This window comes from Thalassobaculum sp. (assembly GCF_040219615.1).
In the GTDB taxonomy this organism is placed as follows: Bacteria; Pseudomonadota; Alphaproteobacteria; order Thalassobaculales; family Thalassobaculaceae; genus Thalassobaculum_A.
In genome coordinates this window covers 175,783-190,873 of sequence record NZ_JAVJSE010000014.1, presented here as the reverse complement: position 1 = coordinate 190,873, position 15,091 = coordinate 175,783, and the positions used below count along the sequence as shown (strand labels likewise).

17 protein-coding genes are annotated in these 15,091 nt (G+C 69.4%); 13 read left to right on the top strand and 4 right to left on the bottom strand.

Features of this window, described 5'->3' with window-relative positions:
* Positions 1–69: 69 nt before the first annotated feature.
* From RIC31_RS10485 to RIC31_RS10475, 3 genes are all read right to left on the bottom strand, one after another.
* On the bottom strand, positions 70–651 hold the full coding sequence (locus tag RIC31_RS10485) for an RNA polymerase sigma factor (protein ID WP_350106291.1): 582 nt from the start codon (positions 649–651) through the stop codon (positions 70–72).
* A 364-nt stretch (positions 652–1,015) separates the two neighbouring features.
* Complete coding sequence (locus tag RIC31_RS10480) at positions 1,016–1,642, bottom strand: glutathione S-transferase family protein (RefSeq protein ID WP_350106288.1); 627 nt, start codon at positions 1,640–1,642, stop codon at positions 1,016–1,018.
* Positions 1,643–1,716: 74 nt separating this feature from the next.
* Positions 1,717–2,415 (bottom strand): class I SAM-dependent DNA methyltransferase, encoded by a 699-nt coding sequence (locus tag RIC31_RS10475; RefSeq protein WP_350106285.1) that lies wholly within the window; start codon positions 2,413–2,415, stop codon positions 1,717–1,719.
* Between the two features lie 111 nt (positions 2,416–2,526).
* On the opposite strand from RIC31_RS10475, the gene arfB reads away from it, so the two are divergent.
* From arfB to RIC31_RS10445, 6 genes are all read left to right on the top strand, one after another.
* On the top strand, positions 2,527–2,952 hold the full coding sequence (gene arfB, locus RIC31_RS10470; RefSeq protein WP_350106282.1) for an alternative ribosome rescue aminoacyl-tRNA hydrolase ArfB: 426 nt from the start codon (positions 2,527–2,529) through the stop codon (positions 2,950–2,952).
* 99 nt (positions 2,953–3,051) lie between these two features.
* The gene (locus RIC31_RS10465) at positions 3,052–3,456 is read left to right on the top strand and encodes an STAS/SEC14 domain-containing protein (protein ID WP_350106279.1); all 405 of its coding nucleotides are present in this window, start codon (positions 3,052–3,054) and stop codon (positions 3,454–3,456) included.
* Between the two features lie 135 nt (positions 3,457–3,591).
* Positions 3,592–3,900 carry a YkgJ family cysteine cluster protein gene (locus RIC31_RS10460; protein WP_350106275.1) on the top strand — a complete coding sequence of 103 codons (309 nt, stop codon included), beginning with the start codon at positions 3,592–3,594 and terminating at the stop codon, positions 3,898–3,900.
* A 70-nt stretch (positions 3,901–3,970) separates the two neighbouring features.
* On the top strand, positions 3,971–5,515 hold the full coding sequence (locus tag RIC31_RS10455; RefSeq protein WP_350106272.1) for an HAL/PAL/TAL family ammonia-lyase: 1,545 nt from the start codon (positions 3,971–3,973) through the stop codon (positions 5,513–5,515).
* Between the two features lie 31 nt (positions 5,516–5,546).
* Complete coding sequence (locus RIC31_RS10450) at positions 5,547–5,789, top strand: type II toxin-antitoxin system Phd/YefM family antitoxin (protein ID WP_350106269.1); 243 nt, start codon at positions 5,547–5,549, stop codon at positions 5,787–5,789.
* Complete coding sequence (locus tag RIC31_RS10445; protein WP_350106266.1) at positions 5,786–6,175, top strand: type II toxin-antitoxin system VapC family toxin; 390 nt, start codon at positions 5,786–5,788, stop codon at positions 6,173–6,175. Before RIC31_RS10450 ends, RIC31_RS10445 begins: the two co-directional genes overlap by 4 nt.
* A gap of 47 nt (positions 6,176–6,222) precedes the next feature.
* On the opposite strand, the gene RIC31_RS10440 is transcribed toward RIC31_RS10445, so the two are convergent.
* On the bottom strand, positions 6,223–6,759 hold the full coding sequence (locus tag RIC31_RS10440) for a peroxiredoxin-like family protein (RefSeq protein WP_350106262.1): 537 nt from the start codon (positions 6,757–6,759) through the stop codon (positions 6,223–6,225).
* Positions 6,760–6,849: 90 nt separating this feature from the next.
* On the opposite strand from RIC31_RS10440, the gene RIC31_RS10435 reads away from it, so the two are divergent.
* From RIC31_RS10435 to RIC31_RS10405, 7 genes are all read left to right on the top strand, one after another.
* Entirely contained in the window at positions 6,850–7,617 is a 768-nt protein-coding gene (locus tag RIC31_RS10435) for an AraC family transcriptional regulator (RefSeq protein WP_350106261.1), read from the top strand.
* A gap of 98 nt (positions 7,618–7,715) precedes the next feature.
* Positions 7,716–9,320 (top strand): ABC transporter substrate-binding protein, encoded by a 1,605-nt coding sequence (locus tag RIC31_RS10430; protein WP_350106258.1) that lies wholly within the window; start codon positions 7,716–7,718, stop codon positions 9,318–9,320.
* A 58-nt stretch (positions 9,321–9,378) separates the two neighbouring features.
* Entirely contained in the window at positions 9,379–10,320 is a 942-nt protein-coding gene (locus tag RIC31_RS10425; RefSeq protein WP_350106255.1) for an ABC transporter permease, read from the top strand.
* Positions 10,321–10,331: 11 nt separating this feature from the next.
* A complete protein-coding gene (locus tag RIC31_RS10420; protein WP_350106252.1) occupies positions 10,332–11,261 on the top strand; it encodes an ABC transporter permease in 930 nt (309 codons plus the stop codon).
* Between the two features lie 25 nt (positions 11,262–11,286).
* Positions 11,287–12,924 (top strand): ABC transporter ATP-binding protein, encoded by a 1,638-nt coding sequence (locus RIC31_RS10415; protein ID WP_350106249.1) that lies wholly within the window; start codon positions 11,287–11,289, stop codon positions 12,922–12,924.
* Positions 12,925–12,983: 59 nt separating this feature from the next.
* Complete coding sequence (locus tag RIC31_RS10410) at positions 12,984–13,625, top strand: hypothetical protein (protein ID WP_350106247.1); 642 nt, start codon at positions 12,984–12,986, stop codon at positions 13,623–13,625.
* Positions 13,626–13,884: 259 nt separating this feature from the next.
* Entirely contained in the window at positions 13,885–15,015 is a 1,131-nt protein-coding gene (locus RIC31_RS10405; RefSeq protein ID WP_350106490.1) for a TRAP transporter substrate-binding protein, read from the top strand.
* Positions 15,016–15,091: the final 76 nt, after the last annotated feature.

The following is a 15,091-nucleotide window of genomic DNA, read 5'->3' as shown; positions in this document are numbered from 1 at the left end:
GGTATTCGCCACCCGGCACGGCCCTTCGGAAGCGAGAAGCACGACCGGCGGCAGCCGGCGGCGGCTGGATCAGCAGTGGGCGGCGGGCTGGAGCATCCGACCATGGCGGATGAATGCCGGGGCCGGAACACGCCCGGCGCATGCCAGGGCGACATCGCTCTTGCTCTCCTGGATCCGGCGCAGCTTGGCCCGGACCCGCGAGACGCGGGACTTTACCGTCCCGGTCTCGACCTCGAGCAGGCCCGCGATGGTCTCGTAGGGCATCTCGTCGACGGTCGCCATGATCAGCAAGGAGCGCTCATCGGCCGTCAGCTTGTCGAAGGCGAGGGCGAATTCGCAGCTCTCGATCCGGGACATCTGTCCGCCGATGGCGGTGCGGTCACCGGGGGCGATGCTGGCAAGGCTCTCCACGGCATGTTGGCGTACGCGCCGTTGGCGGCGGCAGTTCGTGTAGAACCGGTTCCGCATGATCGTGAAGACCCAGGCCTTCAGGTTGGAGCCTTCCTCGAACTGGTGGGAGCGGCCGAGCGCCCGCTCCAGGGTGTCCTGAAGAAGGTCGGCGGAATCGGCGGCGTTGCGCGCCAGCGAATGCGCAAAACGCCGGAGCGTCGGGATCATATCCGTGAGCTCATTGGCCAGATTGCTTCGCATTGCGTTTTCTCTGAAGTAGTTTCTAAACTATTAATACCGTATATTTATGGAATTGCCTATTTATATTTGTATTTTCTAAACACTTCTCAAAAATATATGAAATAAAAATGCATATTTCGTCTTGACGCTTTACAATAGTTCGTGCGTTTACAACGAGGTTGCCGACGGAATATATGAAAATCCTTACTACCCCGAAGTGGTCGGCGGTGCGAAAGCCCGTCTCGGCCCCTTGCAGTCGGGCCCCGGGCATCAGTGTCGGCAGCGGGCGACGAGCGCACGGACCCTTGCGCGAATGGCCGCACCGACCGACCGGACCATGCCGGCGTCGGAAGAACCAAGAAGCCGGTCGGGCCGGCCCCGGTTCTCAGGGCTTCGCCAGTTGCACCGCCAGCGCCGCCTGCACTGCCGGCCGCTCCTGCATCATCGCGCGGTGGGCCGCGACCTTCGGGAATTGCGCCGGGTCGACCCCGTCGCCCTCCATCCACCGCGCCAGGGTGAACAGGTAGGGGTCGGCGATGGTGTAGGCCTCGCCCATGACGTAGGGGCCGGCGAAGGCGTGGCGCTCGACGTAGTCGAAGCCGGCCGCCACGGTCTCCGGCACCTTGCGCTTCATCGCCTCGATCGCCGCCGGGTCGTCGGCCCAGCGGTGGCCGCGCATGCGGTGGGCGTGCGAGACGTGCAGGGTCGAGCACAGGTAGCTGTTGAACGCCTGTACCCGGGCCAGCGCGAACGGGTCGTCGAGCGGCGCCAGCCGGGCGGCCGGGAACAGTTGCGCGATGTAGAGCAGCAGCGCCGGGGTCTCGGTCAGCACGCCGGACGGCGTCACCAGCGCCGGCACCCGGCCCTTCGGGTTGACCGCCAGGTAGGCCGGGGCCTTCTGCTCCTCCTTCGCGAAGTCGATGCGCTCGGCGCGGTACTCGGCGCCGGCCTCCTCGAGGCAGATATGGGAGGCGAGCGCGCAGGTCTGCGGAGTGTAGTACAGGGTCAGCACGGCACGGCCTCGCGGCAGGTGATGGCGGCGCGATCTTCGCGGCGAACCCGGCCGGCGTCCAGCGCGACAACCGCTCAGGCCGGGACCTGCCAGACCAGCGCGAAGCTGGCCGGGTGGTGGCGGTACCGGGCGTGCCATTTCGGCTTCACCGCCGCCCAGTCGTCGTCGACCAGGTTCTCCGCCATCTCCTGCAGCCGGAAGCCGGCGGCGTGGGCGGCCGCGACATGGTCGCTGGTCAGGTGGACATGGCTCTCGATCGCCACCGGCTCGCCCGGCGCCCGGTCGAAATGCGTGGCGATGCCCAGCATCAGGAAGTGCGGGTGGTAGCCGACCAGCACGAACCGACCGCCGGGCGCCAGCAGCCGGAACGCCTCGCGGTATAGCGGGCGCAGGTCGGCCAGGTGCTCGTCGACCAGGCAGGCGGTCGCCAGGTCGTAGGCGCCGGACTCGAAGCCGGTGGCGGCCAGGTCGCCCTGCGCCAGCCGATCATGCGCGCCCCGGGCCCGGGCCCTCTCCAGCATCGCCGGCGTCAGGTCGATGCCGTCGACCCGGGCGACCCCGGCGCGCTTCAGCCAGGCGCCGGTGCGGCCGGTGCCGCAGGCCAGGTCGGCGGCGCACCGGCAGGCCGCCCAGTCGACCGACTCCAGCCGCTCGAACAGCCGGATGTCCAGCAGGTCGAACACCGTGGTCTCGTAGCTGGCGGCCCACTCGTCGTAGCCCTCGGCGACCGGCAGGGTCGGGTAGTGGCGGGTGTCGAAGGGGCTGAAGTCCATGGTTCGCTCGTCCGGAGAGGGTCGGCACGGTTGATAGCGCGCCCTGTGGTCCGCCGCCGCGCATATCTTATGCGCCGTCGATCCGGCAACCGTGCCCCGCTATGATGCGCCATGATCGAGATCGATGGCATCTGCAGCATCCCGGACGAAGAAGTCGAGCTGACCTTCATCCGGGCCGGCGGCCCGGGTGGGCAGAACGTGAACAAGGTCTCGACGGCGGTCCAGCTGCGCTTCGACGTGCGCGGGTCGCCGTCGCTGCCCTCACACGTGAAGGCCCGGCTGGAGCGGATCGCCGGGTCGAAGCTGACCAAGGACGGGGAGATCGTGATCACCGCCAACCGGCACCGCACCCAGCTCGCCAACCGCGAGGACGCGGTGGAACGGCTCGCCGGGATGATCCGCGAGGCGGCGATCCGGCCGAAGTTCCGGGTGCCGACCCGCCCCAGCCGGGCCGAGAAGAAGCGCCGCCTTGAGGGCAAGACCCGCCGCGGCCAGATCAAGGGGTTGCGCAAGGGCGTCGCCGGGCCGGAAGGCTAGGCGGCGGCTGCGAGGGGGACTCGCGCGACCCCTGGCACGCTCCATCGGATGAATTTCCACAAGACGGGGGTCGGGGCACCGGTCAACAATGACCGCGACATGACCCCGCGATACGACATCGAGTTCATCGAGCCGGGCAAGTACACGCAGATCGCCCTCGTCGGGCGCGTGACCCAGGAGGCCGTCCTCACGGTCCTGAACCAGATCAGCGACGATGACCGGCATTCGGGGCGGGTAGGCATCCTCTGGGATTTTCGCGAAGCGAGCTTCGACGAGATGACCCTGTCCGCCATGCGGTCGATGTGGCAGCACCAGATTGATCATAGAATGAATACCAGCCGCCGGGTCGCCCTGGTGTACCGCGACGATGTCAACCGGACCATCCTGGCACTCTGGGTCGAGGTCGCCTCGTCCTCGACCGGCACCGAGAGACGCTGTTTCACCGATATCGGCGATGCCCGAAACTGGCTGACCGGCGTCGACGGGCCGCCGGCGGCCGGGTAGCCGGTGGCCGGGTAGCCGGTGGCCGGGTAGCAGGGCGCATCGGGGCCGGGGTTTCACTGGGAAGCCCGACGGAGCGGCGGTAGTGTCGCCGCGAACGCCGCCGCCGCAGTCGACATCGTCCCCCGGAGGACCGGATTGCCTGCTCCGCCCGAGATCTCGCCCTGCCAGTCCTGCGGCGCCTGCTGCGCCTATTCGCGCGACTGGCCGCGCTTCACCGTCGAGAGCGACGACGAGATCGCCGCGATCCCCCGCTACCTGCTGGACGGCGACGGCAGCGGCATGGGCTGGGTCCGCGGCCGCTGTGCCGCGCTCGACGGCGAGGTCGGGGTCGGGACCGCCTGCGGGATCTACGCGCACCGGCCGGCGGTGTGCCGGGCCTGCCAGCCGGGCGACGAGGAATGCCTGACGGCGCGCCGCCGCCACGGCCTGGGCCCGATCGCATGAGGCCGCCTGGCATCGACATCCGGCACGCGTCCGCCCAGACCCGACTCTCCGGCCGGCGCCGGAGGCCCGTGTGACGGCGACCGTCGTCATCGGCGACGGCAAGCTGACCGCCGCCGACATGGCCAGCATCGCCCGCAGCCGAGCGGAGGTCGCGCTGTCCGACGCCGCCCGCCGGCGCATCGCCGCCAGCCACGCCACCCTTCTGGCGCAGGCCGCGACCGGCGCGGCGATCTACGGCGTCACTACCGGGCTCGGCGCGGTCGCCGACACCGCGGTCGCGGCCGACGATGCCGACCGCCAGCGCCGGGTGATCCTGGGCCGCGCCGTCGGGGTCGGGCGAATCGCCGCCGACGACGAGGTGCGGGCGATGATGGCGGCACGGCTGGCCGGGTTCGCGGTCGGTCGGTCCGGGGTGTCGCCGGCCACCGCCGAGGCGCTGCTGGCCCTGCTCTGCCGCGGGGTCTACCCGGTGGTGCCGATGACCGGCTCGCTCGGCGAGGCCGACCTGGCGCCGCTCGCGCACCTGGCCTCGGTGCTGGCGGCGGCCGGCGAGGCCCGGGTCGGCGACGCGACCCTGCCGGGCGGCGAGGCGCTGGCCAGGGCCGGCATCGCGCCGCCGGTGCTGGCCGGCAAGGACGGGCTGGCACTGGTGTCGTCGAACGCGGTCTCGGCCGGGCTCGGGGCGCTCGCCGTCGTCGATGCGGTCGACGCGCTCGGCGGGCTGGTGGCGGCGGCGGCACTGTCCTTCGAGGGGTTCCGCGCCGGCGTGGCGCCGCTGCGGCCGGAAGCGGTTGCGCTGCGTCCGGCCCCGGGACAGGCGGCGGTGTCCAGCGCCATCCTCGCCCTGCTCGCCGGCGGCGACCTGGACCGGCCCGGCACCGCCCGCCGGCTGCAGGATCCCCTGAGCTTCCGCTGCGTCGGCCCGGTCTACGGCGCCGCAGCGGCGGCGCTGCAAACGGCGACCGCGGCGGTCGAGCTGGAGCTCAACACCGCCGACGACAACCCGGCGGTGGCCCCCGGCGACGGCCCCGACGGCGGCCCCGACGGCGGCATCCTGAAGACCGCCAACTTCGACGCCACCCACCTGGCGCTCGCCTTCGCCGGACTGAACCTGGCGCTTTCGCGCGCGGCGGCGACGGTCGGCATGCGGATCTGGAAGCTGATGTCCGAGCAGGACAGCGGCCTGCCACGTTTCCTGACCCCCCGCCCGGACGGCCGCAGCGGCTTCGCGCCGGTGCAGAAGACGGTGGCGGCCCTGACCGCCGAGATCCAGCACGCCGCCACCCCGATGCCGGCCTGGGTGCTGCCGGTCGCCGACGGGGTCGAGGACGTGGCGGCGCTGACCGTGCCGACCGTCGAGCAGACCCGTGGGATCGTCGCCCGGCTGCGGCTGCTGGCCGGCATCGAGTTGATGGTCGCCGCCCAGGCCTGCGACCTGCGGGGCAGCATCGCGCTGGCGCCCGGCACGGTCGGCATCCTGACCGCCGTGCGCGAGCGGGTCGCGCCGCTGGACGACGACCGGGCGACCGCATCCGACATCGCCGCCCTGGGCGCGCTGGTGGCCGAGAGTCGGTTCAGGGGGATGTCCCCCCGAATTTCAGTAGACCAAACTTGACCAACAAGGGCCGCAGGCGCATTCTCACCGAATGAAGACGGTCAATCTCTACGAGGCCAAGACGCATCTCTCGCAGCTCGTGGATCGTGCCGCCGCGGGGGAGGAAATCGTCATCGCGAAGGCCGGCCGGCCGCTGGCCAGGCTCGTGCCGATCTCGCGGCGAACCGAACGGCGCCCACTCGGCCTGCTACGGGGCCGTGTCCAAGTCTCAGAGGATTTCGACGCTCCGCTTCCGGACGACGTGGCCGATGCGTTCGGCACGCTGGCCGGATGAGGCTGTTGCTCGATACGCACATCCTGATCTGGGCGATGTCCACCCCCGACCGATTGAGCCCGGCCGTCCGCGAAGCGCTCACGGCACCGGGCAACGACGTGCTGGTCAGCGCAGCCAGCGCCTGGGAGCTCTCGATCAAGCATGCCCTGGGCCGGATCGTATTCCCGCTGGCGGAGCTTGCCGAACTACTCGACAGGATGGGACTGGAGGCCTTGCCCATCTCGGTCGCACATGCTGTCGCAGCGGGAGCCCTGCCCCGCCATCACAACGACCCGTTCGACCGCATGCTGGTCGCGCAAGCGCGGTTGAACGACCTGCTCCTGGTCACCGAAGACGCGATGATACGTCGGTACGACGCCCCGATCTTCGGGCAACCGGGTCCCTGACGCCGCCTTTCGTCGGAGGCCGGGACGCCGGACTGCCTGCCGAACCCTCAAACCGGCCCGGTGTACTCGCCGCGGGCCGGATAGTCCTTGGCGATCGCGAAGTCGAGGGCCTTGAGCAGCTCCGAAAAATGCGGACGCACGAACGGCATGGTCTGGACCGAGCCGTAGTAAAGGGAGCATTCCTGCGTCACCATGAACAAGCCGGGCTCGGAGAACAGCGCCGGCTCCTCGATGCCGATCGAGGTGGTGCCGCGCGAGGCCGAGATGTACAGCCCCCATTCCCTGGCCATGGCAAGCGGCAGGCCGTAGCCGATGCGCAGGGCCTTGGCCTCGATCTTCTCGGCCATCGCCTGGGCTCGGTCCTCGCCGTCGGTGCTGACGGCGATGGTGTCGACCCCGCGCGCGGCAAATTCCGGGGTGAGTTTCTCCAGTTCGGTCAGGTAGTTGGCACAGATCGGGCAGTGCAGCCCACGGTAGAAGCACACCACCGTGCCGCGTTCGGAGGTCTGGCCGGCGAGGTCGAAAATGCCCCTCGACAGGGTCTTGACGGTCAGGTCCGGGGTTCTCTGGCGGGGAATCAGCATCGGGTCATCCTTCCGGTGGCGAAAATCATCGTCCCTGTGGTAGCAGATGTTGTAGTCGGAAAGCTCCCGATTAACCGATCACAACCCCCGATGATCCGTTACGACCGCCTGTCCGCCCTGATCGCGCGCTTCGAGATGCGGGTGTCCGACGCCGAGCCGGGCACCGGCAACCTGCGCATCCTGGGCGATGCCGTGACCGGTGCGCCGACCCGCATCGCCCTTGGCCTGCGTGGCCCCGGGCCCGACGGGCGGCCGGGCGAAGCCGTGCTCGTCGAGGCGAGCGCGAGCTGGGGCGGCGACAGCAACCCGCTGGTCGCCGCGCTGCCGGCGTCGGTGAGCCTGCCGGTCGCCGCCGACGACACCGACGACGACACCGCCGCCCTGGTGCGTTTCCTGCTGGCCGAGGCGCGGGCGGCGCGCTGCGGCTCCGGCGTGGTGCTGAGCCGGCTGGCCGAGGTCCTGGTGGTCCGCCTGCTGCGCGCCGAGATCGAGCGCGGCGCCACCGCGCCGGGGCTGGTCGCCGGCCTCTCGGACCCGCGGCTCAGCCGGGCCATCGTCGCGCTCCACGAGGATCCCGGCCGGGCGTGGTCGAACGGCGACCTGGCCGTGGTCGCCGGCATGTCGCTCAGCCGGTTCGCCGACGCCTTCCGGGCCCGGGTCGGCGAGACCCCGATGGCGTATCTCAGGCGCTGGCGCATGACCCTGGCCCGCCAGGACCTGGACCGCGGTCACCGGGTGCAGGCGGTGGCGCGGCGCTACGGCTACGGCAGCTCCGAGGCCCTGGCCCGGGCGTTTCAGCGCCAGCACGGGGTCAATCCGCTGGCGGTGCGGCGGGGCGGCGGGGTGGCGGCAGCCTGAGCGGGCGCTCCTTCCGCATCTGCGAACGCCCCCTGGACCGGCGGGCGAAAACTCCTCTACGCTCCCCCCTCCACAACTCCTTAACAATGGAGGGGCTCATGACCTGGGGACGCTCGTTCGCACGCAGCCTGCTGGCGGCGGCGGCGGCGGTGCCGATGATCGCGGGACTGATGTCCGCGACGCCGGCAGCAGCCGAGACCACGCTGCGCGTGGTGATGCATTCGGACCTGAAGATCGTCGATCCGATCTGGACGACGGCCTACATCACCCGCAACCACGGCTACATGATCTACGACACGCTTTTCGCGATGGACGAGAAGCTGAACGTGACGCCGCAGATGGTCGACAGCTGGAAGGTCAGCGACGACAAGCTGACCTACACCTTCACCCTGCGCGACGGCCTGAAATGGCATGACGGCGCGCCGGTGACGGCCGAGGACTGCATCGCCTCGATCAAGCGCTGGGGTTCCAAGGACTCCATGGGCCAGAAGCTGATGTCCTTCGTCGCCGAGATGAAGGCGGTCGACGCCAAGACCTTCACCATGCAGCTCAAGGAGCCCTACGGCCTGGTGCTGCTGTCACTGGCCAAGCCGAGCTCCAACGTGCCGTTCATGATGCCGAAGCGGGTCGCCGAGACCCCGGGCACCGAGCAGATCTCCGAATACATCGGCTCCGGCCCGTTCGTGTTCTCGAAGGACGAGTGGAAGCCGGGCGACAAGACCGTCTACACCAAGTTCGCCGACTACAAGCCGCGCAGCGAGCCGGGCAGTTGGGCCGCCGGCGGCAAGGTCGCCAAGGTCGACCGGGTCGAGTGGATCTCGATGCCGGACCACCAGACCGCGGTCAACGCGCTGGTCGCCGGCGAGATCGATGTCCTCGAGGCACCGCCGCACGACCTGCTGCCGATCCTGCAGGGCTCGGACGACGTCGCCCTGCTGAACACCAACCCGCTCGGCAACCAGTACATGTTCCGCATGAACTGGCTGCACCCGCCGTTCGACAACCAGAAGGTCCGCCAGGCCGCCCTCGCGGCTCTGAGCCAGGAGCCGTTCCTGCAGGCGGTCATCGGCAACCCCGAGTACTACAAGGTCTGCCCGGCGATGTTCGTCTGCGACACGCCGTTCGCCTTCACCGAGGGCGGCGACAAGCTGCTGAAGTCGGACTTCGAGAAGTCGAAGGCGCTGCTGAAGGAGGCCGGCTATGACGGCACCCCGGTGGTCCTGATGCACTCGACCGACCTGGCGGTGCTGACCAACCTGGCGCCGGTGGCGGCCGACCTGCTGAAGAAGGGCGGCTTCACCGTCGACATGCAGTCGATGGACTGGCAGACCCTGGTGTCGCGCCGGGCCAAGAAGGAGAAGCCGTCGGAAGGCGGCTGGAACGCCTTCCTGACCTCCTGGGTGGCGGCCGACATCCTGAACCCGATCTCGGCGGCCGGCTACAACACCGGCTGCGACAAGGCCTGGTTCGGCTGGCCCTGCGACGCGGAGATGGAGAAGCTGCGCAACGCCTTCGCCACCGAGACCGACGAGGCGAAGCAGAAGGACCTGGCCAAGCAGATCCAGGTCCGCGCCATGGAGATCGGCACCCACGCCCATGTCGGGCAGTGGTACCAGCCGACCGCCATCCGCAAGGACAAGGTCGAGGGCATGCTGAACGGCCCCGCCCCGTTCTTCTGGAACATCTCCAGGAAGGACGGCTGATCGATCGCCGCATCGGGACACGTAGAGCAACAACGGACATCCGAGGGGAAGACCGCGCATGATCGCCTTCGTCGCGCGACGTCTGTTGGCCACCATCCCCGTCCTGGTGATGGTGGCGCTCTTCGTGTTCCTGATGCTGCGGCTCACACCCGGCGACCCGGCGGCGATCATCGCCGGCGACAATGCCACGCCGATCCAGATCGAGGAGATCCGCGAGCGCCTCGGCCTGAACGACCCGCTGCCGACCCAGCTCGCGATCTGGGCCGGCAAGCTGCTGCAGGGCGACCTCGGGGAATCGTTCTTCTTCAAGAAGAAGGTGACGGAGCTGATCCTGCAGCGCGTCGAGCCGACCCTGGCGCTCGCCGCCTCCACCATGATCGTCACCCTGCTGGTGGCGGTCCCGCTCGGGGTGATCGCGGCCTACCGCCAGGGCGGCTGGATCGACCGGGCGGTGATGGGCTTCTCGGTCGCCGGCTTCTCGATCCCGGTCTTCGTGCTCGGCTACCTGCTGATCTACGTGTTCGCGGTCGAGCTGAAATGGTTCCCGGTGCAGGGCTACAAGTCGATCTCGGCCGGGCTGTGGCCGTTCCTGCACCGCCTGATCCTGCCCAGCCTGACGCTCAGCGTGATCTACATCGCGCTGATCGCCCGCATCACCAGGGCCAGCGTGATCGACGTGCTGGGCGAGGACTACATCCGCACCGCCCGGGCCAAGGGCCTGACCAACCGCGCGGTGCTGGTCAAGCACGCGCTGCGCAACGCCGCGGTCCCGATCGTCACCATCATCGGCATCGGCATCGCCCTGCTGATCGGCGGCGTGGTGGTGACCGAGAGCGTGTACAACATTCCCGGCCTCGGCCGCCTGACGGTCGACGCGGTGCTCGGCCGCGACTACCCGACCATCCAGGCGGTGATCCTGGTGTTCTCCTTCGTCTACGTGCTGATCAACCTGTTGATCGACCTGTCCTACACCCTGCTCGACCCGCGCATCCGGTATTGAGAGCCTGAGCGATGGCCACGCCCGACCTCGTCGATTCCGCCGCCCAGGCCGCCGCCGCCGCCGAGCGCCCGGGCATGGTCCGGCAGCTCGCCGGCAACCCCAGCGTGGTGTTCGGCACGGTGGTGCTGCTGTTCATGGTGGTGCTGGGCCTCCTGGCCCCCACTCTCGGCACCATCGACCCGGCTTCGATCGACCCGGTCTGGCGCAACAAGCTGCCGGGCACCGAGCGCACGCTGACCCTGCCGTCCGGCCAGGACGTCGCGTTCGTGCACCGCATGGGCACCGACTCGCTCGGCCGCGACCTGTACAGCCGGGTGATCTACGGCGCCCGCATCTCGCTGATCGTCGGCATCGTCGTCGCGGCGATCTCGATCGCCGTCGGACTGGTCATCGGGCTGCTGTCCGGCTATGTCCGCTGGCTCGACGGCATCGTCATGCGGGTGATGGACGGGCTGATGTCGATCCCGGGCATCCTGCTGGCCATTGGCCTCGTCTCGCTGTGGGGCGCCGGGCTGGCGACGGTCATCATCGCCATCACGGTGCCGGAGATCCCGCGCGTGGTCCGGCTGGTCCGCTCGATCGTGCTGTCGATCCGCGAGGAGCCCTATGTCGAGGCGGCGATCTCGGTCGGCACCCCGCTGGTGCCGATCCTGTACCGCCACGTGCTGCCGAACACCATCGCGCCGCTGCTGGTCCAGGGCACCTATGTGTGCGCCTCGGCGATCCTGCTGGAGGCGCTGCTGAGCTTCCTCGGCATCGTCATCCCGCCGGAGACCCCGACCTGGGGTAACATCATGGCCGAGGGCCGGGTGCTGTTTCAGGTGTTCCCGCACAACATCCTGTTCCCGGGGGTGTTCCTGGCGCTGACCATCCTGGCGGTGAACCTGCTCGGCGACGGATTGCGCGACACGCTCGATCCGCGCATGGCGAAGCGTTTCTGAGAGGGGCCGGGTGGGAGTGATTGGGGTGGCGGATACCGCGTCGGACCGGCCGGTCCTGGAAATCGACGACCTGACCATCAGGCTGCCGAAGGGCGCCGACCGGGCGCATGCGATCGAGAACGTCTCGATCAAGGTGCACCGCCGCGAGATCGTCTGCCTGGTCGGCGAGTCCGGCTCCGGCAAGTCGGTCAGCGCGTTCTCGGTGATGGGCCTGCTGCCGAGCCGCGACATGGGGCCGGCCGGCGGCGCCATCCGGCTCGAGGGCGAGGACCTGCTGCAGGTCGACGAGGCACGGATGCGCGAGCTGCGCGGCGCCCGGATGTCGATGATCTTCCAGGAGCCGATGACCGCGCTGAACCCGACCATGACCTGCGGCGCCCAGATCGAGGAGGTGCTGACCACCCATACCGACCACGGGCCGGAGGAGCGCCAGCGCCGGATCCTGGCGATCCTGGAGCAGGTCCACCTGCCCGACCCGCCGCGCATGGCCGCCTCCTATCCGCACCAGCTGTCGGGCGGCCAGCGCCAGCGCATCATGATCGCCATGGCCCTGGTGCTGGAGCCGGTGCTGCTGATCGCCGACGAGCCGACGACCGCCCTGGACGTCACCACCCAGGCGCAGATCCTCAAGCTCATCAAGGAGATCCAGCAGACCCACGACACCGCGGTGCTGTTCATCACCCACGACTTCGGGGTGGTCGCCGACATCGCCGACCGGGTCGCGGTGATGCAGTGGGGCAAGGTGGTCGAGGAAGGCACCGCCGACGAGGTGCTGCGCCGGCCGAGCCACCCCTACACCAAGATGCTGATCGGGGCGGTGCCCAGCTTCACGCCGCGCCAGCGGCCGCGCGATCCGGCCGCCGTGGTGGTGCTGGCCACCGACGGGCTGTCGAAGACCTATGCCGGCGGCGGCTTCTTCCAGAAGGCCCGCGCCGTGCATGCCGCCGACAGCGTCTCTATCGAGATCCGCCGGGGCGAGACCCTGGGCATCGTCGGCGAGTCCGGCTCCGGCAAGTCGACGGTGGCGCGCTGCATCGCCCGGCTGATCGACCCGACCGACGGCCATGTCTATCTCGACGGCGACGACATCGCCCGGGCGTCGCCGGGACGCCTGCGCCAGCTGCGCCGGCGGGTGCAGATCGTGTTCCAGGATCCCTACCGGTCGCTGAACCCGCGGCGGACGGTCGGCGCCTCGATCGTCGAGGGGCCGATGAACTACGGCACCTCGCAGGCCGAGGCCCTGGCCCGGGCGCAGGAACTCATGACCCTGGTGCGCCTCGATCCCAGCGCCCTCGACCGCTACCCGCACCAGTTCTCCGGCGGCCAGCGCCAGCGCATCTGCATCGCCCGGGCGCTGGCGATGGGACCGGACCTGCTGATCGCCGACGAGGCGGTCTCCGCCCTCGACGTATCGGTCCAGGCCCAGGTGCTCGACCTGCTGGACGACATCCGACAGCGCCTCGACCTCGCCATGCTGTTCATCACCCACGACCTGCGGGTGGCGGCGCAGGTCTGCGACACCGTCGCCGTCATGCACCGCGGCAAGGTCGTGGAGTACGGCATCGCGAGCGAGGTCTTCGGGTCGCCGCGGCACGAATACACCCAGTCCCTGTTCGCCGCCGCCCCCGGCCGCGGCTTCGCGTTCGGAGGCGCGGCAGCGTAGGCCGTGCCGGAGGGGCCCCCGGGCGTGACAATCCCCAGCGCGGGTGGAAAGATCGCGCCATGAACGACCGTGCCGCCGATCCGTCCAGCGTGATGTTCATGTCGGTCGACATGGTGCGCTCCAAGCAGCTGAAGACCGCCTACATGCGGCGGCATGAGTCCTGGCTGCCGCTGTTCCGCGAGCTGTTCGAGGCCTTCCCGCTGATCTTCGTCGGGCGGATCGCGCTACGCTTCGACGACGAGGCCGGAGTACCCGTCTACCGGGTCTGGAAGACCCTCGGCGACGAGATCGTGTTCTCGACGCCGGAGCCGGACGGCCGGGCCCGGACCCTGCTGCTGGCGGCCTTCCACGATGCCATCGTGCAGTTCGACCGGCGCAACAAGGCCCAGGGCGGCTACGGCGTGAAGGGTTGCGCCTGGAACGTGGTGCTGGACGGCGTCAACGAGACCATCGAGATTCCGGAGATGGCCTCCTCCGGCGGCGACGCCTACGAGGACGTGATCGGGCCCGACGTCGACTTCGGCTTCGTGCTGTCCAAGCACGGCCGCGACGGGCAGACGGTGGTCGACGCCGGCCTGGCGGGCATGGTCGGGACCTTCGGCGCGGACGCCGGCCTGCGCACCGTCGAGCACGACCTGGTCGACACGCCGTTCCGGCTGGAGAGCACCGCGAACACCTTCCTGCTGGCAGCCCTGGACTAGTCCTTAGGTTGAAGCAAGCAAGCGTGAGTTGGCCGCGCGTTGCTCTTGTGACATTGTATACATCGGGTGACGTGCATACTTCGCGGCGGATCTTTCTGCGATCCGGCGAAATGTCCGCCCCGCGTCACCCCTGTAGGTTGCCCGGAGAGGCCGCCGGGTCGCGCCGCCATGCGGCTGCGCAGTGCCTCTCCTCGACAACAAGCCTGTGAAAGGCGGGCCCGGATCGGGCCGACAACGCAAGGGGAGGAGTGCCGTGAACATGATCACCGAGAACCATTCCCTGTCGCGCCGCAAGCTGCTGAAGGGCAGCGCCCTGGTGGCCGGGGCTTCGGCCGCGGGGGCGCTCGCCGCCCCGGCGATCGCGCAGAGCCCGGTCGTGGTGAAGATGCAGACGTCCTGGCCGGCGTCCGACATCTGGATGGATTTCGCCCGGCAGTATGTCGAGCGGGTCGAAGCCATGTCCGGCGGGCGCCTCAAGGTCGACCTACTGCCGTCGGGCGCCGTCGTCGGGGCCTTCCAGGTGCTGGATGCGGTCAACGACGGCGTGCTCGACGCCGCCCACACCGTGCCGGTGTACTGGTACGGCAAGCACAAGGCGGCCTCGCTGTTCGGCACCGGGCCGGTGTTCGGCGGCAGCGCCAACACCATGCTGGCGTGGTTCTACGCCGGCGGCGGCGAGGAGCTGTACCGCGAGCTGACCCAGGACATCCTCGGCCTCAAGGTCTACGGCTTCTACGGCTTCCCGATGCCGGCCCAGCCGTTCGGCTGGTTCAAGCAGCCGGTCACCAAGGTGTCCGACCTGGAGGGCTTCAAGTACCGCACCGTCGGCCTCGCCGCCGACCTGATGCAGCGCCTCGGGATGAGCGTGGCGCAGTTGCCGGGCGGCGAGATCGTGCCGGCGATGGAACGCGGGGTGATCGACGCCTTCGAGTTCAACAACCCGTCCTCGGACATGCGGTTCGGGGCCCAGGACGTCGCCAAGAACTACATGCTGTCGTCCTACCACCAGGCCAGCGAGTCGTTCGAGTTCCTGTTCAACAAGGACTTCTACGACGACCTGCCGAAGGACCTGCAGGCGATCCTGCGATACGGCGTCGAGGCGGTCAGCACCTCCAACACGGCGCTGGCGCTCGACCAGTACTCGTCCGACCTGGTCAAGCTGCAGACCCAGCACGGGGTCAAGGTCCACCGCACCTCGAAGGCGATCCTCGACGCCGAGCTGAAGGCCTGGGACGAGCTGATCCCGGAGCTCGAGAAGGACGCCTACATGAAGAAGGTGCTCGACAGCCAGCGCGCCTGGGTCGAGCGGGTGGTGTTCTACGAGCTCATGAACGCGCCCGACTACGCGCTGGCCTACGAGCACTACTTCCCGGGCAAGCTGAAGCTGTAGGGCACGGCGCAAGCGACGAGCCGCCCCGGCGTCCGGTTCGACGCCGGGGCGGTCGCCCGCCGGCCCCACAGTCGTG